Source organism: Roseixanthobacter psychrophilus (genome assembly GCF_043195195.1).
Taxonomy (GTDB): Bacteria; Pseudomonadota; Alphaproteobacteria; order Rhizobiales; family Xanthobacteraceae; genus NCEH01.
In genome coordinates this window covers 1-21,985 of record NZ_JBAFWT010000015.1, presented here as the reverse complement: position 1 = coordinate 21,985, position 21,985 = coordinate 1, and the positions used below count along the sequence as shown (strand labels likewise).

General features: G+C 67.1%; 21 protein-coding genes and 1 pseudogene. 12 read left to right on the top strand and 10 right to left on the bottom strand.

What is annotated here, in order from left to right:
- Positions 1–49: 49 nt before the first annotated feature.
- From V5F77_RS14680 to V5F77_RS14655, 6 genes are read right to left on the bottom strand one after another with little or no spacing between them, the layout of a single operon-like run.
- Positions 50–1,294, bottom strand: a complete 1,245-nt coding sequence (locus tag V5F77_RS14680; protein WP_429006100.1) for a M20/M25/M40 family metallo-hydrolase — start codon at positions 1,292–1,294, stop codon at positions 50–52.
- Positions 1,291–2,550, bottom strand: a complete 1,260-nt coding sequence (locus tag V5F77_RS14675) for an allantoate amidohydrolase (RefSeq protein ID WP_429006099.1) — start codon at positions 2,548–2,550, stop codon at positions 1,291–1,293. The genes V5F77_RS14680 and V5F77_RS14675 overlap by 4 nt, the downstream gene beginning before the upstream one ends.
- A gap of 44 nt (positions 2,551–2,594) precedes the next feature.
- On the bottom strand, positions 2,595–3,323 hold the full coding sequence (locus V5F77_RS14670; protein WP_429006098.1) for an amino acid ABC transporter ATP-binding protein: 729 nt from the start codon (positions 3,321–3,323) through the stop codon (positions 2,595–2,597).
- Positions 3,310–3,960: an amino acid ABC transporter permease gene (locus V5F77_RS14665; RefSeq protein WP_429006097.1), complete on the bottom strand. Its 651-nt coding sequence runs from the start codon at positions 3,958–3,960 to the stop codon at positions 3,310–3,312. The genes V5F77_RS14670 and V5F77_RS14665 overlap by 14 nt, the downstream gene beginning before the upstream one ends.
- A gap of 3 nt (positions 3,961–3,963) precedes the next feature.
- Complete coding sequence (locus V5F77_RS14660; protein ID WP_429006096.1) at positions 3,964–4,626, bottom strand: amino acid ABC transporter permease; 663 nt, start codon at positions 4,624–4,626, stop codon at positions 3,964–3,966.
- A gap of 37 nt (positions 4,627–4,663) precedes the next feature.
- Positions 4,664–5,455: a transporter substrate-binding domain-containing protein gene (locus V5F77_RS14655; RefSeq protein WP_429006174.1), complete on the bottom strand. Its 792-nt coding sequence runs from the start codon at positions 5,453–5,455 to the stop codon at positions 4,664–4,666.
- Between the two features lie 138 nt (positions 5,456–5,593).
- On the opposite strand from V5F77_RS14655, the gene V5F77_RS14650 reads away from it, so the two are divergent.
- Positions 5,594–6,484, top strand: coding sequence for a LysR substrate-binding domain-containing protein (locus V5F77_RS14650; RefSeq protein WP_429006173.1), 891 nt, complete (start codon positions 5,594–5,596; stop codon positions 6,482–6,484).
- 29 nt (positions 6,485–6,513) lie between these two features.
- Here V5F77_RS14650 and glk read toward each other — a convergent pair whose 3' ends face one another.
- From glk to V5F77_RS14630, 4 genes are all read right to left on the bottom strand, one after another.
- The gene (gene glk, locus V5F77_RS14645) at positions 6,514–7,464 is read right to left on the bottom strand and encodes a glucokinase (RefSeq protein ID WP_429006095.1); all 951 of its coding nucleotides are present in this window, start codon (positions 7,462–7,464) and stop codon (positions 6,514–6,516) included.
- 155 nt (positions 7,465–7,619) lie between these two features.
- Entirely contained in the window at positions 7,620–9,116 is a 1,497-nt protein-coding gene (locus tag V5F77_RS14640) for a tripartite tricarboxylate transporter permease (protein ID WP_429006094.1), read from the bottom strand.
- Positions 9,116–9,580, bottom strand: a complete 465-nt coding sequence (locus V5F77_RS14635) for a tripartite tricarboxylate transporter TctB family protein (protein WP_429006093.1) — start codon at positions 9,578–9,580, stop codon at positions 9,116–9,118. Before V5F77_RS14635 ends, V5F77_RS14640 begins: the two co-directional genes overlap by 1 nt.
- Positions 9,581–9,830: 250 nt before the next feature.
- Positions 9,831–10,799, bottom strand: coding sequence for a Bug family tripartite tricarboxylate transporter substrate binding protein (locus tag V5F77_RS14630; protein WP_429006092.1), 969 nt, complete (start codon positions 10,797–10,799; stop codon positions 9,831–9,833).
- 456 nt (positions 10,800–11,255) lie between these two features.
- Here V5F77_RS14630 and V5F77_RS14625 point away from each other — a divergent pair, with 456 nt between their 5' ends.
- The 11 genes and pseudogenes from V5F77_RS14625 to V5F77_RS14575 all read left to right on the top strand — a co-directional run bounded on the left by V5F77_RS14625 (position 11,256) and on the right by V5F77_RS14575 (position 21,786).
- Entirely contained in the window at positions 11,256–11,966 is a 711-nt protein-coding gene (locus V5F77_RS14625) for a Tim44/TimA family putative adaptor protein (RefSeq protein ID WP_429006091.1), read from the top strand.
- Positions 11,967–12,253: 287 nt separating this feature from the next.
- Positions 12,254–13,447 (top strand): murein transglycosylase A, encoded by a 1,194-nt coding sequence (gene mltA, locus V5F77_RS14620; RefSeq protein ID WP_429006090.1) that lies wholly within the window; start codon positions 12,254–12,256, stop codon positions 13,445–13,447.
- Positions 13,444–14,076: a Smr/MutS family protein gene (locus V5F77_RS14615; RefSeq protein WP_429006089.1), complete on the top strand. Its 633-nt coding sequence runs from the start codon at positions 13,444–13,446 to the stop codon at positions 14,074–14,076. The genes mltA and V5F77_RS14615 overlap by 4 nt, the downstream gene beginning before the upstream one ends.
- A 10-nt stretch (positions 14,077–14,086) precedes the next feature.
- Positions 14,087–14,452 carry a helix-turn-helix domain-containing protein gene (locus V5F77_RS14610; RefSeq protein WP_429006088.1) on the top strand — a complete coding sequence of 122 codons (366 nt, stop codon included), beginning with the start codon at positions 14,087–14,089 and terminating at the stop codon, positions 14,450–14,452.
- A 198-nt stretch (positions 14,453–14,650) separates the two neighbouring features.
- A pseudogene (locus V5F77_RS14605) lies at positions 14,651–15,889 on the top strand (imelysin family protein); the annotation flags it as partial.
- Between the two features lie 227 nt (positions 15,890–16,116).
- The gene (locus tag V5F77_RS14600) at positions 16,117–17,346 is read left to right on the top strand and encodes a multicopper oxidase family protein (protein WP_429006087.1); all 1,230 of its coding nucleotides are present in this window, start codon (positions 16,117–16,119) and stop codon (positions 17,344–17,346) included.
- On the top strand, positions 17,346–18,569 hold the full coding sequence (locus V5F77_RS14595) for a di-heme oxidoredictase family protein (protein WP_429006086.1): 1,224 nt from the start codon (positions 17,346–17,348) through the stop codon (positions 18,567–18,569). The genes V5F77_RS14600 and V5F77_RS14595 overlap by 1 nt, the downstream gene beginning before the upstream one ends.
- A gap of 55 nt (positions 18,570–18,624) precedes the next feature.
- Complete coding sequence (locus tag V5F77_RS14590; protein ID WP_429006085.1) at positions 18,625–19,701, top strand: imelysin family protein; 1,077 nt, start codon at positions 18,625–18,627, stop codon at positions 19,699–19,701.
- A gap of 3 nt (positions 19,702–19,704) precedes the next feature.
- Complete coding sequence (locus tag V5F77_RS14585) at positions 19,705–20,811, top strand: DUF1513 domain-containing protein (protein ID WP_429006084.1); 1,107 nt, start codon at positions 19,705–19,707, stop codon at positions 20,809–20,811.
- Positions 20,812–20,903: 92 nt separating this feature from the next.
- The gene (locus V5F77_RS14580; RefSeq protein WP_429006083.1) at positions 20,904–21,284 is read left to right on the top strand and encodes a PRC-barrel domain-containing protein; all 381 of its coding nucleotides are present in this window, start codon (positions 20,904–20,906) and stop codon (positions 21,282–21,284) included.
- Positions 21,285–21,420: 136 nt separating this feature from the next.
- Complete coding sequence (locus V5F77_RS14575; protein WP_429006082.1) at positions 21,421–21,786, top strand: PRC-barrel domain-containing protein; 366 nt, start codon at positions 21,421–21,423, stop codon at positions 21,784–21,786.
- Positions 21,787–21,985: the final 199 nt, after the last annotated feature.

Sequence of the window (21,985 nt, the reverse complement as noted above, 5' to 3'; positions counted from 1 at the left end):
CATGCTCCTCGTAGAGCGCTTCCCCGCCCGTTCTCGGTCACGGCCGGGTTCAGCCGCCGGAAAGCAGGTCGGCCAGGGCCAGGGCGACCACATGGCTCGCGCTTTCCAGATCGGCGAGCGCGAGCTTCTCGTCGGCGCGGTGGCCGTTGGCCTCCAGGATTGTGCGCGGCCCGGCGCCATAGAGCACGGTGGGGATGCCGGCCGCCGCGTAAAGCCGCGCGTCGGTATAGATCGGCACGCCCTTGGTGCCGACAGGGTCCTTCATGATCCCGACGGCCGCGCGCTGGATCGCCGAGACGAGGAACTCCTGTCCCAGCATGGGCACGAACGGGTCGGCGAGCAGAATGCGCTTGAGGTGGCACGTGATGCCGGGGAAGCCGTGCGCCGCGTGTTCGATCAAGGCCTTCAGGTCGGCTTCCGCCTGCGCGGCATCCTCCTGCGGCGTGATGCGGCGATCGATGCGCAGCGTCACCTTGTCGGGCACCACATTGGTGTTGATGCCGCCGGAGATCAGCCCAACCGTCAGTCCCGGCGCGCCGATGCCGGGCAGGGGAGAGACGTGTTCCCGCAGTTCCGCCCGCAGGCGGTAGAGCGCGGCGAGGACGCCGGTGGCCGCCTCCAGCGCGTCCAATCCGGTTTCCGGCATGGCGGCATGGGCGGAGCGTCCCAGGATCTCGGCTTCCAGATGCAGGCAGCCGTTATGGGCGGTGACGATGTCATAGGCGAAGCCCGCCGACAGCGCGTAATCGGGCTTCGAGATGCCCTGCGCCAGCAGCCAGCCGGGGCCGAGCAGGCCGCCCATCTCCTCGTCATAGGTGAAATGCAGTTCCACCGTGCCTGCAAAGGTGGCGCCGGCCCGGGCGGCATCGCGCACGGCGAGCAGCGCGAAGGCATAGGTGGCGAAATCCGACTTCGAAACCGCGACCCCGCGCCCATACATGAAGCCGTCGGCGATCTCCGCCCCGTAGGGATCGAAAGTCCAGCCGAGGCCCGGCGGCACCACATCGCCATGGGCGTTCAGCGCAATGATCGGCCCCTCCCCGAAGCGCTCGCGCACCACGAGATTGGTGACGCTCACCATGCCGCCGTCGCGCACGGTCGCCTCGGGCACCGCATGGCGCTCCACGGCGAAGCCCAGTTCCTCCAGCAGCCGTGCGGCCAGCGCCGCATGGGGCGCGCAATCACCCGGCGGATTGTCGGACGGCATGCGCACCAGCTCGGCCAGGAATTGGATCTCGGCCTCCCTGCGGGCGGCAAGGCTTTCGACAATCGCGGTCTTGAATTGGTCGGTCATGACGCCCTTGGGGTGAAGTGTTCCATAGCGTGCAGCAGCACCTTGGCGCTTGCGGCGACGTCGGCGGCCGCCACATGCTCGCTCGGATGATGGCTCACGCCGCCGCGGCAACGCACGAACAACATGGCGATGTCGGTGATGTCGATCATCGCCATCCCATCATGCCCGGCCCCGCTCGGCAACTCGTGGACGCGGTAGCCCGACGCCGCGATGGCGTCGCCGAGCTGCGCGCACAGCCAGGGCGCGCATTGCGCCGTTGAATTGTCGTGGGTCTTGGTGATGCGCGCCTTGAGTTGGCGCCGCGCGGCGATTTCGTCAATGGCTTCGACCACGGAGGAGACGGTCTCGCGCCGCTGCGCGTCGGAGGCAGCGCGCAGGTCGATGGTGAAGCGCACATCGCCGGGAATAACGTTTGTTGCACCCGGCGCGGCCTGGATCTGGCCCACGGTCCCCACCACGCCCGCGCCGGCTTCACGGCATAAGGTCTCGACGGCGAGGATGCATTCGGCGGCGCCAGTGAGCGCATCGCGCCGCAGGCCCATGGGCACGGTACCGGCGTGGCCCGCCATGCCCGTCAGATCGATGGCGAAACGACTGGCGCCGCTGATGGCGGTGACCACGCCCACCGGCAAATCCTGCGCCTCCAGCACCGGACCTTGCTCGATATGCAGTTCCAGATAGGCCAGGATATCGGCGCGGCGCCGGGCGGCGCGGCGGATGCGCGCGGGGTCGAGCCCGAAGGCCGCGATGGCGTCGCGGGCCTTCACGCCGTCGGCGTCGCGCGTTTCCAGCACGCCCTCGTCAAACGTTCCGGCCACCGCGCGGCTGCCGAGCAAGGTGGAGGAGAAGCGCACGCCCTCTTCGTCCGCGAAGCCGATCACCTCCAGCGCGTAGGGCAGGGGCGTTCCCGCCTGCGCGATGCGGGCTACGCATTCGATCGCGGTGATGAGGCCGAGCGGCCCGTCCCAGCGCCCGGCATCGCGCACCGTGTCGTAGTGCGAGCCCACCATCAGGCAGGGCAATCCCTGCGACGTGCCCTCATAGCGGCCGACCACATTGCCGATCTCGTCCATGCGGGCGGTCATGCCGGCCTCCCGCATCCAGCCGATGATCAGATCGGCGGCGCGCCGATGCTCGGGCGAGAAGCACACGCGGGTTATCGCGCCGGCATCCTGCGAGATGGCGGCAAGCTCATCGATCCGCGCGACGATGCGTGTTGCCATGGCTTCGGGCAGGGCCTCGCGCGCAGGCTCCATGATTGCGGCCTCTTCTTCTGCAAACCGGTGCGAACGCATATTCTTCAGTGCGAGCCGGTGACGAATTGCGCGAGTTCCGGCGTTTGCGGATTCGCGAACAATGCCTTCGGCGCGCCCTCTTCATGGACGCGGCCCTGGTGCATGAAGATGAGCTTGGTGCCGACATCGCGGGCAAAGCGCATTTCGTGCGTCACCAGGATCAACGTCATGCCCTCGCTTGCGAGTTGCTCCACCACGCGGAGCACCTCGTTCACCAGCTCCGGGTCGAGCGCCGAGGTGATCTCGTCGCACAGCAGAACGGTCGGCTGCATGGCGAGCGCGCGGGCGATGGCGACGCGCTGCTGCTGGCCACCCGAGAGCTGGCTCGGATAGGCATCGAACTTGCCAGCGAGGCCGACTTTTTCGAGCAGGGCGGCGGCCATGTCGCGCGCCTCGCCCTTCTGCAGCTTCACCACCACGGTGGGCGCCAGCATCACATTTTCGCCCGCCGTGAGGTGGGGAAATAAGTTGAACTGCTGGAACACCATGCCGACATGGCGGCGCAGGGTGCGCAGGTCGGTCTTGCCGGGACCAACCTCCATGCCATCCACCGTGATCGCCCCGGCCTGGAATTCCTCCAGCCCGTTGATGCAGCGCAGGAGCGTGCTCTTGCCGCTGCCGGACCGGCCGATGATGGCGGCAACGTCGCCGCGGCCGATCTGGATCGATACGCCTTTCAAGACTTCGAGCGGCCCGAAGTTCTTGCGCACATCTTGGATATTAACGAGCGACATTGAGACGAGCCTCCAGGCGCTTGGAACACCAGGACAAGGGGAAGCAAAGGCAGAAGTAGATCAGCGCCACCAGGGAATAGACCAGGAACGGGCGGAAGGTGGCGTTGTTGAGCATGGTGCCGGCCTTGGTCAGTTCGACGAAGCCGATGATCGAGGCGAGCGCCGTGCCCTTGATGACCTGCACCGAGAAGCCGACGGTGGGCGCCACCGCGATCCGCATGGCCTGAGGCAGAATGACGTAGCGCATCTGCTCCATGAAGGTCATGGCGAGTGTGCCGGAGGCCTCCCATTGGCCGCGCGGAACCGATTCCACGCAGCCGCGCCAGATTTCCGAAAGGAACGCGCTGGTCCAGAAGGTCAGCGCCAGCCATGCGGCGATCCAGGGGCTGACCTCGACGCCGAACAAGGCGATGCCGAAGAACAGCAGGAAGAGTTGCATCAAAAGCGGCGTGCCCTGGAAGAATTCGATGTACCCCGCCGTGAGAAGGCGCAGCACTTCGTGCTTGGAGACGCGGCCGAACAGGACAAGCAGTCCCACCAGGCCGCCGCTGACGAAGGCGATGAGCGACAGGAGGATGGTCCAGCGCGTCGCCAGCAGCAGGTTTTCAAGGATGATCGCGAAGGAAAATTCGATCATGGCTCAGGCCTTCGGGAACAGGGCCCGGCCGATGCCACGCAATATTGCGCGCATGGCGATGGCCAGGAGCAAGTAGAGAAGAGCAGCGACGAGATAGACTTCGAAGGCCCGGAAATTTCGCGACTGGACGAAATTCGCCGCATAGGTCAGGTCTTCGGCCGAAATCTGCGACACCACCGCCGACCCCAGCATGACGATGACGATCTGCGAGGACAGCGCCGGGTAGACCTTCATGAAGGCCTGTTTCAGCACCACGTAGCGGAACGTCTCCAGCCGGCTCATGGCGAGCGAGGCCGCCGCCTCCAGATGGCCCTTCGGCACCGCCTGGATACCGGCGCGGATGATCTCGGTGGAATAGGCGCCGAGATTGATCACCATGGCCAGGAACGCGGCTTCTGTTTCCGTCATCTTCACGCCGATCGCCGGCAGGCCGAAGAAAACGAAGAACAGTTGCACGATGAAGGGCGTGTTGCGGATCAGCTCCACATAAGCGCCGACGGCATAACCCGCCCATTTCGGCCCGAAGCTCCGGGCCCAGGCGCCCGCCGTTCCCACGGCGAGGCCGGTGACGGTCGAAACGACCGTGAGGATGATGGTGTAGAGCAATCCGCGCGCCAGCACGTCCCAATAGGGCAGCAGGTCGCCGAAGCTCATGTGATAGGTCATGCGACCGCCCCCGCTGGCTGTTGAGGATGCAGCGGGATCAGAACTCAGCCGGCAGCGGCGCCTTCAGCCATTTTTCGGAAAATTTGGCGAGCGTGCCGTCGGCCTTGGCCTTGGTGATGATCTCGTTGACCTTGGCGAGCAGGGCCGGTTCATCCTTGTTCAGCCCGACGTAGCAGGGGCTGTTCTTGATGATGAACTTCAGGTCCGGCTTGCGGGCCGAGCTTTTCTCGGCGATCGCGGCGGCGACGGTGTTGCCGGTGGCGATCAGGTCCACCTGGCCGGAGATGAAGGCGGATATGGTGGCGTTATTGTCCTCGTAGCGCTTCACGGTTGCCGAGGCCGGGGCGCTCTTGGTCAATTCCTGCTCCTCGATGGAGCCGCGCGTCGCGCCCACGGTCTTGCCGGCGAGATCGTCGAACTTCGCGGAGCTCTCGGCCTTGAGGCCATAGACGCCGGAGAAGAAGGGCGCATAGGCGGTGGAAAAGTCGATCACCTTCTCGCGCTCGGGATTCTTGCCGAGGCTGGAGATGACGAGATCCACCTTCTTGGTCTGGAGATAGGCGATGCGGTTGGCGCTGGTGACGGGGACGATCTCCACCTTCACGCCGAGCTGCTGACCGATGTAATTGGCCATGTCGATGTCATAGCCCACCGGCTTCAGATCGAGGCCCGCCGATCCGAAGGGCGCGAAATCCTGCGGCACGGCGATCTTGATGACCTTGGCCTTTTCGATATCGGCCAAGGTATCGGCCGCTGCGGGACTGGCAGCGCCGGTCGCGATCGTCCCCACGAGCGCCGCCACGGCGCACGCGATGGAAAAGCTCTTCATACGTGTCATCTGGAAGGTCCTGTTTGCGAGTATTCCCCACCGGTGCTTTGGGCTGCGCAAGGCCAGCCAGTGCCCGGTTATTAAACGCAGTGTTGCGCCGCAACAGGCATAGGTCCAATATATCGTTGGACTTAATCGATATGTTTTGAATATGGATCTGCGCCAGCTTCGCTATTTTCTCGCGGTCGCCGAGGAGCTGTCCTTACCCGGGCGGCGGCGCGGCTGAACATTTCCCAGCCCCCGCTCTCCCAGCAGATCGCCCAATTGGAGGCGGAGCTGGACACGCGGCTGTTCACCCGCACCAGCCGACGGGTGGAACTGACCGCCGCCGGGCAGGAACTGGAGGCGCAGGCCCGCGCCTTGCTGGAACAGGCGGCTCGCACGCGGCTGCACGTGAAGGCCATTGGTGCCGGGCGCAGCGGCACCATCGCCATCGGGGCGACCGGGACCATCCTGCGCGGGGGGCTCGCCCAATGGCTCTCGGCCTATCGGCGCCATGCGCCCGACGTGCGCACGGTGATTTATGAGCAGGCCCCGGCCCTACAGGTGAAAGCTGTGCTGGAGCTGCGTACCGATATCAGCTTCAACCGCTCCGTTGCCGACAGCGAAGAACTCGCCAGCACATTGGCGTGGCCCGAATCCATTTCGGTGATCCTGCCGCGCGGCCATCGCCTTGCCGGCCGGGTTCAGGTCGGCCTCGCGGAATTAAGCGCGGACGAGCATGTGATGCTGCATCCCGACTCCTCGGAATTCGCGCGCTATCTCCAGCGCTGCTGCGTCGATGCGGGATTTCTGCCGAGAATTTCTCAGCAGGTGGTGGATTCCCAGTCGATCCCAAGTCTGATCGCGGCCGGCTTCGGAGTGTCTCTCGTGCCCGCCTCCACGGCCGCCTTCACGAGCGACGACGTGGTGTTCGTGCCCATCGCGCCGGCGCTGGTGGCCGATGTCTATATGATCTACCGGCGACGGGAGCAGTCGCCCACCGTGCATGAATTCCTGCGCTGGCGGCAGATGGCGCTGCGCGCCTGAAAGGGCCCGCCCGCTTGGATGCATGGTGCTCAGGCGGTGACCAGGCTGGCCAGCAAGCGCCGGGCAACTTCCGCCGCGCCGGCAAGGCCGGGGGTCGGGTGCACCACGACCCGCACCGGAATGGCGGCGAGGCGCGCCTGATAGGGCGGATGATCCTCAAACGCTGCGCGGAACGGGGACTCGGCGAACAGCGGCGCCATCGCCGCGCCGACACCGCCGGAAATGTAGACGCCGCCGCGCGCCATGGTGAGCAAGGTGAAATCCCCCACCACCCGACCCAGCAGGCGCAGGAACACGTGGCAGGTCTCGCGCTCATTGCGCTGGCCGGACAAAGCGGCATCGATGATGGCGTGGGAGGTCGCGATCTCACCGGCGAGGATGCGGTGCAGCCGCACCAGGCCGGCACCGGACAGCACATGTTCCACGCTCACCGGCCCGAGATCCTGCACCAGATGGGCGAGCACCCGCGCCTCTTCGGAGGTGACGGCGCCGAACCGGACATGGCCGCCTTCGCCGGGCAAAACCTCATAACTCTCGCCGCGCGGCAGGACGAGCGCAGTGCCGAGCCCGGTGCCGGGGCCGCAGACCAGGATCGGCGCACCCGCCACGGCCTTGCCTGTCCCGACGGTGACGAGGCTGTCCGCGCCGAGGCCGACCACCCCATGGGCCAGGGCGGCGAAATCGTTCAGCACTGCAAGGGCGTCAAGCCCAAGGGTGCGGGCGAGGGCGGGACGCGAGAACCGCCAATCGCGATTGGTAAGCTTCACCTCGTCGCCGTCCACCGGTCCGGCGACGGCAAACACGCCGACGCGCGGGCGCGGGCCGCCGATGTTGGCGAGGTAGACGCCGAACAGATCCTCCAGGCTGGCGTAGGAATCGTTCGCCTCCACCCGCACGTCGAACAGCGTGCCGTCGGTGCCGGCGCGGGCGATGCGCGTGGAGGTGCCGCCGATGTCGGCGAGGAGCAGCGTCTCAGGCATCAAGCATCCATCGCTAGGGAAGGGCGAAGTGCCTACGAGTGAGGGGCGTTTCCGGTCTAATCAAGGCAATGGATCAAGGCGAAGCTTAAATTCTCCCCGCGCCACAGGGGTGCGGGGAGGAGCGCGGACAATGCGGGTCAGGCGTCCGCCCGGCCTCACGCCGCGCGCGCTGCGCTCAGTCGGCGGCTCAGCACGCCCCAAAGCGGCAGCAGGAGCACCAGGATGGTGACGATTCCCAGCCCGGCCGAGATGGGTCGGTAGAAGAAAGCCAGCAGGTCGCCGTCGGCCTTGATCATGGAGGTCACGAAACTGTCCTCGAGCATCTTGCCGAGCACGATGCCGAGCACGCAGGGCGCGATCGGCACGTCGTGCTCCTCCATGAAAAAGCCGAGCACGCCGAACAACAGCATCAGCACGACGCCATAGATGGAATTATTCACGGCGAACGCGCCCACCACGCAGAACAGCAGGATCACCGGCATCAGGATGCGGCGCGGCACTTTCAGCAGTGCCGTGCCCGCCTTCAGCGCCGCCAGCCCGAGCGGGATCATGGCGAGGTTGGCGATGATGAAGATGAAGAACACCGCATAGATGGATTCTGGATTGTTAAGGAACAGCGTCGGGCCGGGATTGAGGCCCTTCAGATACAGCACGCCGATGACGATGGCGGTGATGCTGTCGCCGGGAATGCCGAACACCAGCGCCGGCACCCAAGCGCCCGCGAGCGCGGCATTGTTGGAGGACGTGCTCTCGATGATGCCCTCCACGTGTCCCGTGCCGAATTTCTCCGGGGTCTTGGAGAATTTGCGGCTCATGGCATAGGAGACCCAGGCCGCGATGTCGGCCCCCGCGCCGGGCAGGATGCCGATGGCGGTACCGGTGATGTTGCCGCGGATCTGTTGCGGCCAGTATTTGACGAACATGGCCCCCCAGCCGCGCAGCGGATTGCCGAGCGAGGTCTGCTTCACCTCCCAGTCCTTGGCGCCCAAGGCCATGGCGCGGATCACCTCGGACACTGCGAACAGGCCGATCATGGCGGGGATGAAGTCCACCCCGCTCATCAGATCGGTATTGCCCATGGTGAAGCGCGGGATGCCGGCGGGATTGTCGAGGCCGATGCAAGCGACGAACAGGCCGATGAACAGGGAGATCAGCCCCTTCACCGGCGAGCCCGAGCCGATGAAGATGGCGCAGGTGAGCCCGAGCAGCGCCAGCCAGAAATATTCGAACGAGGAAAAGCCCAGCGCCACCTCCGCCAGCAGCGGGGCGGACACGATCAGTACCGCCGTGCCGAACAGACCGCCGAGGGCGGAGAACAGCACGTTCGCTCCGAGCGCGACTTCTGCCTGCCCCTTGCGCGTCATGGCATAGCATTCGTCGGTATAGGCGGCCGAAGCCGGCGTGCCCGGCATGCGCATGAGGGTGCTTGGGATATCGCCCGCAAAGATCGCCATGGCCGAGCAGGAGATCATGGCGCCGACGGCGGAGATGGGGTCCATGAAGAAGGTAATGGGCACCAGCAGTGCGATGGCCATGGTGGCGGTGAGGCCGGGAATTGCCCCGACGACCAAGCCGAACGCCGCCGCGATGAAGATGGTGAGGATGACGTGCCAATGCAGCACGAGGCCGATGCCGGCTTCGATGGCGGCCATCACAGCATGCCCTCGATGAGGCCGCGCGGCAGCGGGACGCGCAGGCCGTGGGCGAAGGAATAATAGACGCAAAGCGTCGCGATGATCGCCACTGGGGCGGCCACCACCGGCCGCACCTTCAGCATCAGGAACAGGGTGAGCAGCATGAGGGTGGCGGCGACGATGAAGCCTGTCAGCGGCGCGAGCACCATATAGAGCGCTACCGTCGCCAGCGTGCCGCAGGCCCGCAGCAGCGTCGACGCCTCGCGTGCCCAGCCGAGGGCAAATGCCGCCCCGGCTCCGGCGCGCAGACTCTGCACCGCCAGCACGAGGCCGCACAGGAACAGACCGCCCGAGATGGCCGTTGGAAATACATCGGCGCCGAACTTCTGGCCCGGTATCGGCGGCAAGGTGGAAGCCGCAGCCGCCAACGCGGCCGCTCCAACCATCACCAGGATGGCGAGGATCAAATCATTGACGCGCATGATGCAGTCCTTAGGTGCGCTCAAGTCGGTTGGGGTGCGTTCGCGCGCTTTGGGGCGAGGCTGTTCCGCATTTGCCGGCGGCCGGTGTGCCCCTCACCCGTCCGCTGTGCGGCCGACCTCTCCCCGGCGGGGAGAGGTGAATCCGGCGCCACGGCCGGCGCGGAAAAAAGCCCTTGAGCCCCCTCTCCCCACTGGGGAGAGGGTTGGGGTGAGAGGGGAGGAAAGGACCTCGCCGCTCAGGAACAGGACGCTATTTCGCCAGTCCCACTTCCTTCATCACCGCGCCTAGGGCGGTGTCGCTCTGCGCCATGAAGGTGCCGAACGCAGGCCCTTCGGCCCATTTTCCGCCAAATCCGCGATTGGTGAGGAATTCCTGGTATTCCTTGCTCTCATAGGCTTTCTTCACCGAGGCGATGAGCCGGTCGGAGACCTCCTTGGGCAGGCCCTTGGGGCCGGCGATGCCGCGCCAGGCGCCGATGGTCCAATCGCTGCCGGTGGCTTCCTTCAAGGTCGGGATGTTGGGCATGAGCTTCGAGCGCTCCTTGGCCATGACGGCGAGGCTCTTCACCCGCCCGGCGTCGATCAGCGAGCGGGCCTCGGGCAACGAGCAGGTGACGATCTGGACGCCTCCGGCCATGAGATCCTGCAGGCCCGGCGCCGCACCTGCGCTCGGCACCCAGGGAACGCTTGCCGGGTCGGTCTTCAGCGAGGACAGCATGCCGGCCAGGGCCAGATGCCAGATGCCGCCTTGTCCGGTGCCGGAGGCCTTGAACTTGCCGGGATTCTTCTTGATGTCGTCGATCACCTCCTGCGCGGTCTTGTAGGGCGCGTCGGCGCGCACCTGCAGGCCGGCTGCGTCCTCGTTCACGAGGGCGATGGGGGTATAGGAGCCGGGGTCGAGCTTGGTCAGGCCGGCCCAGTGCATCATGGCGATTTCCACCGTCAGCAAGCCGATGGTGTAACCGTCCGCAGGCGCATCGGCGATTGCCTGATGGCCGACGACGCCTTGCCCGCCGGTGCGGTTTACCACCGCCACCGGCTGGCCGAGGTCGCGCTCCATCAGCGAGCCGATGATGCGCGCGACCGCGTCCGTGCCGCCGCCCGCGCCCCAGGGCACGATCAGGGTGATGGGCCGTTCGGGATAGGCCGCCCTAGCGGCGGAGAGCGGGAGCATGGCGGACAGCGCGAGGCTGAGCCCGGCGATGAGCAGGCGTTTCATAGGTCTCCTCCCTGTATGGGGCGTTGGGCCCCTTTTTGCGGCGTCCCCGGCCTTGATTGGCGTGGCCTTTGGGGGCGCCCGTAAGTCTTTTAATCGTTTGAAACAGCTTAAGTGACGTTCCGACACCGGTCAACGGAATGTGCGACGCGGTGGCACGGGTAGCGTTGCGGCAAGTGCTGCCCTAAGGTGAATCGTATCCTGTGCCGCCGTGGGGGGTGGCGGTGGCGTCGGGACGACGTACATATAGAAAAGACGGGAAACGTGGCCTGCGTCTTGCGGCGTGGGCGACGAGCGGGTTTCGGAACGCGCCCGGTTGGGATATCCATTCAAGCCGAGGATGGGTCGCGTCCAAGGGTTGGGCCGCTCGTCATCCCCCCGGGATGGCGTGGGGCCTGAAGCGGCGGCAATCGAGGCGGTGGCGGTTTGTCCGCGCCTCCGGAGGCATGGCGAAGCGCAGTGCTCGACATTTACACGATCATCTTCCTGGCCCTCGCGGTCTTCATCTTCTTCCGCCTGCGCTCCGTGCTCGGACAGCGCACCGGCAAGGAACGGCCACCCTACGACCCCTATTCGCGGGATGCGCGCCCGACGCCGGCAGCGCCGGACAATGTCGTGTCCCTGCCGGAGCGAACCGGCGACTTGCCGGCGCGCGCGCCGGTGAATGACGACACCCCGCCCGGCTTTCGCTGGCAGGGCGTCACCACCGAGGGGTCGCCGGTCGCGACTGCGCTCGACCAGATCGTCGCCATCGAGCCGGACTTTGACGCCAAGCAATTCCTCTCCGGCGCCAAGGGCGCCTATGAGATGATCGTGCTCGCCTTCGCCAACGGCGACCGCCGCCAGTTGAAGGACCTGCTCGCCAAGGACGTCTATGATGGCTTCATCGCCGCCATAACCGACCGGGAGAGCCGGGGCGAAACCATGGAATCGCGCTTCGTTTCGATTGATTCGGCGGATCTCCTGGACGCCAACGTGCGCGGCCGCACCGCGCAGGTGACGGTACGCTTCGTGTCGAAATTGATTTCGGTGACCCGTGCCAAGGACGGATCGGTTGCCGACGGCAGCGCGGACACCGTATCCGACGTGACCGACGTGTGGACCTTCGCGCGCGACCTGGGCGCCCGTGATCCCAACTGGAAACTGGTCGCCACCGAAGCGGCGCAGTAATTTCGCCCATGGCGTCCCGGCGGCCCTCGTTCCGCAGCTTCTCCGGCCCGAGTAGCGAGGGTTTGGCCGGTGAAGATTTGGCCGGGGCCTGCGAGGGCGGGACCATCGCGGGCATCGGTAAGCCGGCCCTCGGGCAAATGGGTCCCGAGGAAAGCTCTACGGGCGCCCCGGTCGTGCATCCTCCCTTCAAATTTCCGTCGCGCACAGTTCCCTCTCACGCGGAGCCGGTCGCTGCGGCCTGCAAACTCCTGCCTCGGGCGCTGCGCGCTGCGCTGGTCCTTGCCGCCATGCTGGGCGCCACGCCGGCTCCGGCGGCCGGCGTCCCCGGTGGCTTGCCGGCTTTCGTGCCGGTTTCGCCTCCGGATGTTTCCGGCGCGCGTCTGGAGAACATCGCCTATGCCCGTATTCCCGGCTGGGCCGTGGACGACCAGGCGAGGGCCTTCTCCACCTTCCTTATGAGCTGCGGCGCGCTGCGCGCGCGTCCGGTCGAGGTCGGCCCGCCTGACAATCCGGCGTTGGTGCCGGGCCTGAGGGTCGCCTGCGACAATGCCCGCCGCCTGGTGCGCACGCTGGCGCCGGAAGCGCCGCGCGCGGACGTGGCCCGGCTGTTCTTCGAGGCCAATTTCCGCGCCTTCACCCTTGTCCCCGCTCAGAATCCGCCCGGCTTCCTCACCGGCTATTACGAGCCGGAGGTGGATGGCGCCCTCTCTCCCACCGATGTGTTCAAGGTGCCCATCTACGGCCGCCCCGGCGATCTGATCCCCACCGGGCCGGCCGGCAGCAATAAGGGTGGCGCGGTGCGGCGCGCGGGCGAACAGCTCGTGCCTTATTACGACCGCGCGGCCATCGACGACGGCGCGCTGGCCGGTCGCGGTCTGGAGATTGCCTATATCGCCCATCCGGTGGACCTGTTCTTCATGCAGATCCAAGGGTCGGCCCGCATCCGCCTGCCGGACGGCAAGGCGCTGCGGCTCAATTATGACGGTCACAACGGCTATCCCTATACGCCCGTCGGCCGGTTGCTGATTCAGCGCGGCCTGGTGTCGCGCGAGGCCATGTCCATGGCTGCCATCCGAAGCTTCATCGAGCGCGATCCCGAAGCCGGCGCGGCGCTGATGCGGGAAAATCGCTCGTTCGTGTTTTTCCGCGCCGTGCCGCTTGCCGGCGATGCCGGGGCGCTGGGTGCGCAGGGCGTGCCGCTGACGGCAGGCCGCTCCATCGCCGTCGACCGCGCGCTACACGCCTACGGCACCCCTTTCTTCATTGATGCCACGCTGCCGCTCACCGGTGCGGCGCGGAAGGATCCGTTCCGCCGGCTGATGATCGCGCAGGATACGGGATCTGCGATCGTCGGCCCGGCGCGGGCGGACATCTTCTTTGGCGCCGGCGATGCGGCAGCGGCGGTGGCGGGGCGTCTGCGCCATCCCGGCGCGTTCACGCTTTTGGTGCCGCGCCTCCAGCCGGTGCGAGCCACGCCATGAGCCGGCGCGGACGCAGACGGTTGCTGAACGAGGAGGAGCGCACCCTTTGGCAGCATGTGGTGCGTTCGGTCGCGCCCCTTCGCCCGGCGCCGCGCCCCCATGTGCCGCCGCCTCCGATTGTTGAGCCACCCCTGGCCCTTGTCGCGGTCGAGATGGTGCCTGTGGCCGAACCTGCCGCTGCCCGTCCCCGCAAGGCGCGCATCCTCAAGCCCACCGGCCGGGTGGGTGCGCGCCCCGCGTTGGAGGCGCCTGCCCCGCCGCCGCTCTCTGTGCTTGAACCCAAGGTGCGGCGCCGTCTCACGCGGGGCGGCGAGGTGGATGCCCGGCTGGACCTGCACGGGCTGACCCAGGCCGCCGCCCACCGCCGTCTGCTGATGTTCGTCGTCGAGGCGCAGGCCGCCGGTCATTCCCTGATTTTAGTCATCACCGGCAAGGGCGATCCGGAAAGCGCGTTCCTCACCGGCGCGCCGGAACGCGGCGTGCTGCGTCGCGCGGTGCCGCAATGGCTCGCCGACGCGGCCATGCGGCCCTATGTGGTGGGCTTCGAGGCTGCGGCCCGGCGTCACGGGGGCGATGGCGCGCTTTATATCCGCATCCGCCGCCGCCGCGCGCGGGAGGAAACCCCATGAGCGCATCCGCATGACCCCGTTCGGCCGTCGGGTTCGCGAATTGCGCGCCAGCAAAGGCGTGACTCTGAGCGAGATGGCCCATGCCGTGGGCGTGACGCCGACCTATCTTTCGGCGCTGGAGAACGGCAAGCGCGGCCGGCCGACCTGGCCGCTGGTGCAGCGCGTGATCGCTTATTTCAACGTGATCTGGGACGAGGCCGAGGATTTGCAGCGCCTTGCCGAGGTCTCCCACCCGCGCGTGACGGTGGACACCGCCGGCCTGACGCCGGAAGCCACGGAATTGGCCAACCTGCTGTCGAAGGAAATCGCGCTCCTGCCGCCGGAGGCAGTCGCCGAATTGCTCGGCCGACTGAAGATCCTGCGCCGCCGGGCCTGACCCGGCATCTGCGGCATCGCTGTGCTGATTGCGCAGTCCGCAAGCATCCAGACTGTAGTAATTCCAACTTTGACGCCTCAACTTGCGGGAAACCTCCCCCTCGGTTATGCGTGATGTTGGGTGCGGCGGCGATTTCTGCCGAGTGAGGCGGGAGCATTTATTGTGAAACGCGCAAAGACTTTAATCTTTACTCTTGGCCTGGCAGTTTTGTCGGCCGTCACCTTTGCGCGCGCGGAAAACGCACCGGCACCGAAGGTTAAGGACGTTCTTTCCACTTACGCCAATCTTGCTGAAGCCATGTATGGCGACAGCCTGACGGCAGCAAAAAGCCTTCAGGGTGCCGTGAACGACTTCCTCGCCGCCCCCACCGATGCAACGCTCGCCAAGGCCCGCGACGCCTGGAAGGCCGCGCGCGTGCCCTACCAGCAGACCGAGGGCTTCCGCTTCGGCAACCCGGTGGTGGATGCCTGGGAAGGCAAGGTCAACGCCTGGCCGCTCGACGAGGGCCTGATCGACTATGTGGCGCCGTCCTATGGCGACACGTCGGACGAGAACCCGCTCTACAAGGCGAACATCATCGCCAACAAGAAGATCCGCGTCGGCAAGAAGATGGTCGACACCTCGGCCATCACGCCCCAGCTCATCGCCTCGCTTGCCGAGGCGGCGGGCGTGGAGGCCAACGTGACCACCGGCTATCACGCCATCGAATTCCTGCTGTGGGGCCAGGACCTCAACGGCACCAAGGCCGGCGCCGGCAATCGCCCGGCCACCGACTATGACCTGAAGGCCTGCACCAACGGCAATTGCGATCGCCGCGCCGCTTATCTCAAGGCCGCAACCGATCTGCTGGTCACCGATTTGCAGGAGATGGTTTCGGACTGGGGCGCCAAGGGCAAGGCCCGCGCGTTCGTGCAGAAGAAGTCCGACAAGGCGGGCCTCGGCGTCATCCTCACCGGGCTCGGTTCGCTCTCCTACGGCGAGCTGGCGGGTGAGCGCATGAAGCTCGGCCTGATCCTGCATGATCCCGAGGAGGAGCATGATTGCTTCTCCGACAATACCCACAATTCGCACTATTACGACGAGGTGGGAATCGTCGCGATCTACACCGCCCGCTACACCCGGCTCGACGGCAGCGTGGTTCAGGGTCCCTCGGTGGCCGACCTCGTCGCCGCCAAGGATCCCAAGGTTGCCGCCACGGCGAAGGAGCGCATGGACGCCGCGCTCGCTGCCCTGAAGGAGATCAAGGACACCGCCGACAGCGGCAAGGAATCCTATGACCAGATGATCGGCGAGGGGAATACCGAGGGCAACGCCCGCATCCAGCGCGGCATCGATGCCCTGGTGGCCCAGACCCGTGCCCTGGAGCAGGCGGTCGGCGCACTCGGCGTGAAGGTCAAGGTGGAAGGCTCCGAGAGCCTGGACGCGCCCTCGAAGGTGAAAGTCCACTGGGCGAAATGGTCTCCCGCCGCACCCTTCTCACCGGCTTCGCGGCGGGCGCCCTCACCGGTCTCCTGCCCCAGCGCCTGGGGCAGGCTGCGGCGGGCACCGATCCGCACGCCCCGATCAAGCCGCTGTCCCTTTCGCCCGGCATCGCCGCGCGGCACCTCTTGGGACCGGGGGCGCAGGCACAGGAACTTTATCTCTTCAACGATACCGTCTTTCCCGTGGTGCGGGCGCGCCGTGGCACCCGCCTGAAGGTCCAGGTGGATAATCGCCTGCCCGTGGGCACCACGGTCCATTGGCACGGCATCCGCCTGCCCAACCCCCAGGACGGGGTGCCCGGCCTGACGCAGGATCTCATTCCGGCGGACGGCGGCCGCTTCATCTATGAGGTGCCTTTGCCCGATGCCGGCACCTTCTTCTTCCATCCCCATTGCGACGAGACCGGGCAGGTGGGGCGCGGCCTTGCCGGCGTGCTGATCGTCGAGGAAGAGGAAAAGCTGCCCTTCCAGGCCGAGCATATTCTCGTCATCAAGGATTGGCGGCTGGCACCCGACGGCAGCTTCCTGCCCTTCCTCACCGAGGAGGGCGCCTCCAAGGCGGGCACATTCGGCACCGTGCGTGGGGTCAACGGTGTCGGCGCCGCCGAACTGACCGCGCCCGCCCATGCGGATCTGCGCCTGCGCGTCCTCAATCTCGATTCCACGCGCACGGTGCAGGTGGGCACCGGCGAGACCGAGGGCTACATCATCGCCTTCGACGGTCATGCCATTGCGCCGGTGGATTTCGACACCTGCGATCTCGGTTCCTCCCAGCGCATGGACCTGCACTTGCGCATGCCGGCCGAGGGGCAGAGCGCCTTCCTCTATGATTATCGCACCGGCGGCGAGCCGTTCCTGCTCGCCCGCATCACGGCGACCCCTTCGCGCTTGCGCAAGCGCCCGTTCAAGCCCATCGCCCTGCCGCCGCCGGACGTGCCGAAGGCCGATTTGCGCAAGGCCGAGCGGCTCACGCTGAGCCTGCAACAGGCCACCGACGATGCCGTCAATGTGGCGGCGGGCCTGCCACCGGACGATCCGCTGGCCAAGGCCCTGGTGGATCAATATTGCACCGGCCCGCGCACCTTCTGGGCCATCAGCCAGAATTCCTGGCCCACCGGGGGCACCAAGCCCATGCCGCTGCCGCTGGCGCGCCTGGTCGCCGGCCGCTCCTATGTGATCACCTTGACCAATCCCACCCAGCACCTGCATCCCGTGCACCTGCACGGCCATGTGTTCGATGTGATGTCCGCCAGCAAGGCGAAGCGGCCGCGCCATTTCGCCGACACGGTCCTGCTCTCGGCGCGCGAAAGCGCGGAGATCGCGTTCGTGGCGGCGCCGGGCAATTGGGTGCTCCATTGCCACATTCTCGACCATATGGAGACGGGGATGATGGGCTATCTGAGCATTGCCTGATGGCCGGTCTTTCGCCTCGCGCGCTCATCGCGGCCCTGCTGGTGTTCGCACTTCCCGGAGCCGGGGCCGCCGATGGGCTCGAATTTGCGGTCGGCAAGGCGGTGTTCGACCGGCCCTGGGTGCCGGCCCCCTCATCCACGCGCGGCAATGACGGGCTCGGCCCGCTGTTCGATGCCCGCTCCTGCAGTGCCTGCCATCCCCGCGACGGGCGCGGCATGGCGCGCCTTGATGCCGATGGATCCCCCCTGGGCCACGGTCTGGTGGTGGCCCTGGCGCGGCCGGGCGGCGGCCCCGATCCGGTCTATGGGGCGCGGCTCCAAACCGAGGCCGTCCAGGGGCACGATGCAGAAGCCATCGTGCGCATCCGCGAAACGCGGGACCGGCAAGGCCGCATCGCCCGCATCCCGGTTTTGAGTGCGCTCGCTTATGGCCCGCTGGCGCCAGATACGGTGCCGCGCCTGCGCCTCGCGCCGGACCTGCGCGGACGCGGCTTGCTGGCGCAGGTGCCGCAAGCGGCCATCCTGGCCCTTGAAGATCGTGATGACCGCGATGGCGATGGCGTGCGCGGTCGCGCCCATCATATGGTCGGCGCCGACGGCCGGGAGACCATCGGCCGGTTCGGATGGAAGGCGCAGCAGCCGACCCTGCAGGGCCAGGTCGCCGAGGCGTTCCACCTCGACTTCGGCCTGTCAACGCCCCTCCTGCCCGAGCCGTGGGGTGATTGCACACCGGCGCAGACGCTGTGCCGCAACGCCCCCCATGGCGTCGCGCACGAGGGCGAGACGGAGATTTCCGGCGCGCTGTTCGATGCCCTGGTGGTCTATGTGGCCGGCCTGCCTGTTCCTCCCGCGCAGGCGCATGCGGCCGGCGCCCGGCTGTTCGCCGCGACCGGCTGCGCGGCCTGCCATCGCCCCGCCCTGCCGCTGGAGGGCGGCGGCACGGCGCCCCTGTTCACCGATCTGTTGCTGCACGATCTCGGCCCCGGCCTGGACGACGGCCTCGACCTGCCGGGTGTCGCGGGAGCCGAATGGCGCACCGCGCCCCTGGCGGGAATTTCCGAGGCGCTCGCGCGCGGCACGGGCTTGCTGCACGATGGCCGCGCCACGGATGTGGCGGCGGCGGTGGCCTGGCATAGCGGGGAGGCCGCATCCGCCCTCGCCCGCTATGGCCGTCTGTCCGCCCCCGACCGCGCGGCGCTGATCCGCTATGTTTCCGGCCTTTAATCTCCCGCCAACCCGCGACACGACCCTCGCCCCGAAGGTGCGTCCGATGCTCCGAATGTCCCTGCCTGAACCTGTCCGCACCCTGGTGCTCGCCACCGTCCTCGCCGCCGGTGCGTTGCTTTCCGGAGCCGCCCGCGCGGCGCCCGATGCGGTGCCGCTGCTGGAAACCTGGCTGCTGCCCCGCTATGACGCGCTCACGGCCACCACGGCGCGGCAGGAGCAGGCTTGGCGCACCTTCTGCGCCAAGCCGGGCCCCGAGGGCATCGGCACCCTTTCCGCAGATTTCCGTGCGGTCGCCGATGCGTGGGCGCAGGTGAGCTTCGTCACCTTCGGCCCGGTGATCCTGGCGCTGCGCGCCGACCGCTTCAACATGTTCCCCGACAAGCGCAACGCGGTCTCCCGCTCGATCCCGGAACTGCTGGCCGATCCCGACGAAACGCGGCTTCAGCCCGATCGCTTCGGCCGCCTCAGCGCTGCCGTGCAGGGTCTGCCAGCCCTGGAGCGGGTGCTGTTCGAGCCGGATGCGGCGCCCAAGTTGGTGGCCGGCGATGATGCGGCGCGCCGCTGCGCCCTTGGAACCGCCATCGCGCTGAACCTTGCCACGATCGCCAAGGACATCCGCGCCGGCTGGGGCGATAAGACCACCGGCCTGCTCGCGGAGGTGAAGAGCGGCAAGGGCGACAAGGTGTTCCTGCCCGATCCCGCGCAGGTGCCGAGCCTTGTCGTCACCGACCTTGCCGGTGCCTACCAGCGGGTGGTGGACCTGGGGCTGATCGCCGTGCTCGGCAAGTCGGTGGAGGAGGCAAAGCCGCTCGCCGGCGAAGGGCGTCGCTCGGGGCGCGAGGCCGAGATTCTGCGGCAGATGGTGCGCAGCGCGAATGCTCTCGGTTCCAGCCTTGCCGCCGGCCTGCCGGAGCCGGCCCGGGGGCAGGTGCTGGCCCGCTTCGCCGCTGCCCAGAAGGCGGTGGACGCGCTGCCCGCCGATCTCGGCGCCGCCGCCGCCGATCCCAAGCGGCGCAAGCTCTTGGAAACCGCCGTCACCGAGGTGAAAGCCGCCCAGAAGGCGGTGGTGGACCCGCTTGCCGCCAAGCTCGGCGTGCCGCTCGGCTTCAACGCGCTGGATGGGGACTGAGCCATGATCTCCCGTCGCTCCCTGCTGCTCGGCGCGGGCGCGCTCGCCGCCGCCTCGCGGCTGGACCTCGCCCGCGCACACGAACTGTCGCACCAGCTCGCGCCTGAAACCCTCGCGCGGGGCTGGCTTGCCACAGGGCAGGTGGAGGGGGGCTTTGCCCCGCTGGCCCTCGACGGCGGTTTCGATGCCGACCCCCTGGCGGTGAGCGCGACGCGCCTGCATGCGATCGAGCCCAGCGCCCATGGCCCACTGGCGGTAGCCGTCGGCCGGCGACCGGGCAAGGTGGCCCTGGTGTTGGACCGCGTGGCCGGCAAGGAAGTGGCGCGCTTTGCCCCCGGCGCGAACCGGGTGTTCTCCGGCCATGGCCGCTTCACACCCGACGGTACCGGGTTTCTCACCGTGGAGATCGATCCTTCGAGCGATGCCGGAACGGTGGCGCTGCGCAGTATCGCGGGTGGGTTCGAGATCATCGCGGAATGGCCGAGCCAGGGCACGGGTCCGCACGACATGCTGCACATGGGGGATAGCCTGATTATCGCTAATGGCGGCGTCGAGCCGGGCACGCCGGAGGCTGTGGGGTGCGAGGAGACCGGGGCGAGCCTTGCCATCCTCGGCGCTGACGGCAGCGCGCGCGCGGTGTTCCCGGCCGGCGGGGACCTCGCCTCGCTCTCGCTGCGCCATCTCGCGCGCGATGCGGCGGGAGCGGTGATCGCGGCGCAGGAAATTTCCCTCGTCCCCTCCAGCAAGCCGCTCCTGTTCGCCATCCATGAAACGCTCGGCCTCACCCCTTATGAGGCGCCGGACGAGGCCTGGATGGGGCTGCGCGGCTATATCGGCTCGGTGGCGCTCGATGCCTCGGGGCAATTGGCGGCGGCGGCAAGTCCGCGCGGCGGACGAGTGGCGGTGTGGGAACGTTCGGGGCGCTATCTTGGCTTCGTCCCGTTTCCGGACGGCTGCGGGCTTGCGCCGATCAACGCGGCGGGGCGCTTCCTCGCCACCAATGGCTATGGCGAGGTGATCGTGATCGCGGTGGAAGAGCGTGTGCCGCGCATCATCGCGCGTCATGGCGGCGGCCCGCGCTTCGACAACCACATCGCGCGCATCGTCTGAAGGTCCGCTTCCCCCTGCGGCGCGGCACCGCGTGGAACCGGGCCGGTCGCCGAAGTGTTCCTTCTGGGAGAAACGCACAGAGGAGCCAACCCATGGGCGCACGTCACGACTTTCAGGACGAAACCACGGACCTGATCTCCACCGGCAAAGTGAGCGGTACCGACGTTTACAATACCGAGGGCGAACACATCGGGTTTATCAGCGATGTGATGATCGACAAGCAGACCGGCAAGATCGCGTATGCCGTGCTCACCTTCGGCGCGGTGCTGGGCCTCGGCGGGGATCATCATCCGGTGCCGTGGGCGGCGTTGAAATACGATACCCGCCAGGGCGGATATGTGACCGGCGTGACGATCCAGCAATTGGAGGACGCCCCGCCGTGGCCCGACGAGCAGATGGCGTTCGAGCCGCGCCGCGCCGCCGAGCAGAGGCTTCACGGCCATTATGGACTGCAAGGGTATTGGGCGGTCTGATCCCGCGTCTGTTGTGAAGAATAAAAACCCGGCTCCCACAGGGCCGGGTTTTTGCTTGTCTAGACGTGCCTCCATCAACGGAACATTGGGGATGATCGAGCGTTTTATATTTACAAAGCTCTTCAAGGAAAATGTCATGGACATTCGTAATGAAACCACCTCGCTCATCTCGGGCGAAAAAGTCTCCGGAACGGAAGTCTATAATCCCGCTGGCGAATCTCTCGGTTCGATCCATGATCTGATGATCGACAAACGCTCCGGCAAAGTGGCCTATGCGGTGATGTCGTTCGGCGGCTTTCTCGGCATTGGCGAGAAGTACCATCCCTTGCCGTGGTCGACGCTGGACTATGATCCCGCCCAGGGCGGCTATGTGGTGAATCTCACCCGCGAGCAGATGGAAGGCGCCCCAACCTATGGTGTCGAGGACCAGCCGACCTGGGACCGTAATTATGAAACCCGGGTGCACGATTATTATCGCGCACCCTATTATTGGGGGATGTGACATGCATCCCCCACCTGACGCGCCTGCCTTCGCCCATCCCCGCTTTCGCCAGGGGGCGGGCGGTCAGGCGGGATGGTGGATCGTGTCCGGCGCTGGCGTCCCGCTAAACGGCCCGTTCGACAGCCGGCCGCAAGCGATCCGCCGCATCCTCTCGGATTCTTCCGTCCCGTGTGGGCCGGGGGGCCGTGGAGGGCGCTAG

Bases quoted from the DNA above. Each gene is read 5' to 3' on its own strand.
- V5F77_RS14680 (WP_429006100.1), bottom strand. From the start codon at position 1,294: ATGACCGACCAATTCAAGACCGCGATTGTCGAAAGCCTTGCCGCCCGC.
- V5F77_RS14675 (WP_429006099.1), bottom strand. From the start codon at position 2,550: ATGGAGCCTGCGCGCGAGGCCCTGCCCGAAGCCATGGCAACACGCATC.
- V5F77_RS14670 (WP_429006098.1), bottom strand. From the start codon at position 3,323: ATGTCGCTCGTTAATATCCAAGATGTGCGCAAGAACTTCGGGCCGCTC.
- V5F77_RS14665 (WP_429006097.1), bottom strand. From the start codon at position 3,960: ATGATCGAATTTTCCTTCGCGATCATCCTTGAAAACCTGCTGCTGGCG.
- V5F77_RS14660 (WP_429006096.1), bottom strand. From the start codon at position 4,626: ATGACCTATCACATGAGCTTCGGCGACCTGCTGCCCTATTGGGACGTG.
- V5F77_RS14655 (WP_429006174.1), bottom strand. From the start codon at position 5,455: ATGAAGAGCTTTTCCATCGCGTGCGCCGTGGCGGCGCTCGTGGGGACG.
- glk (WP_429006095.1), bottom strand. From the start codon at position 7,464: ATGCCTGAGACGCTGCTCCTCGCCGACATCGGCGGCACCTCCACGCGC.
- V5F77_RS14640 (WP_429006094.1), bottom strand. From the start codon at position 9,116: ATGGCCGCCATCGAAGCCGGCATCGGCCTCGTGCTGCATTGGCACGTC.
- V5F77_RS14635 (WP_429006093.1), bottom strand. From the start codon at position 9,580: ATGCGCGTCAATGATTTGATCCTCGCCATCCTGGTGATGGTTGGAGCG.
- V5F77_RS14630 (WP_429006092.1), bottom strand. From the start codon at position 10,799: ATGAAACGCCTGCTCATCGCCGGGCTCAGCCTCGCGCTGTCCGCCATG.
- mltA (WP_429006090.1), top strand. From the start codon at position 12,254: ATGCTGGGCGCCACGCCGGCTCCGGCGGCCGGCGTCCCCGGTGGCTTG.
- V5F77_RS14615 (WP_429006089.1), top strand. From the start codon at position 13,444: ATGAGCCGGCGCGGACGCAGACGGTTGCTGAACGAGGAGGAGCGCACC.
- V5F77_RS14610 (WP_429006088.1), top strand. From the start codon at position 14,087: ATGACCCCGTTCGGCCGTCGGGTTCGCGAATTGCGCGCCAGCAAAGGC.
- V5F77_RS14595 (WP_429006086.1), top strand. From the start codon at position 17,346: ATGGCCGGTCTTTCGCCTCGCGCGCTCATCGCGGCCCTGCTGGTGTTC.
- V5F77_RS14590 (WP_429006085.1), top strand. From the start codon at position 18,625: ATGTCCCTGCCTGAACCTGTCCGCACCCTGGTGCTCGCCACCGTCCTC.
- V5F77_RS14585 (WP_429006084.1), top strand. From the start codon at position 19,705: ATGATCTCCCGTCGCTCCCTGCTGCTCGGCGCGGGCGCGCTCGCCGCC.
- V5F77_RS14580 (WP_429006083.1), top strand. From the start codon at position 20,904: ATGGGCGCACGTCACGACTTTCAGGACGAAACCACGGACCTGATCTCC.
- V5F77_RS14575 (WP_429006082.1), top strand. From the start codon at position 21,421: ATGGACATTCGTAATGAAACCACCTCGCTCATCTCGGGCGAAAAAGTC.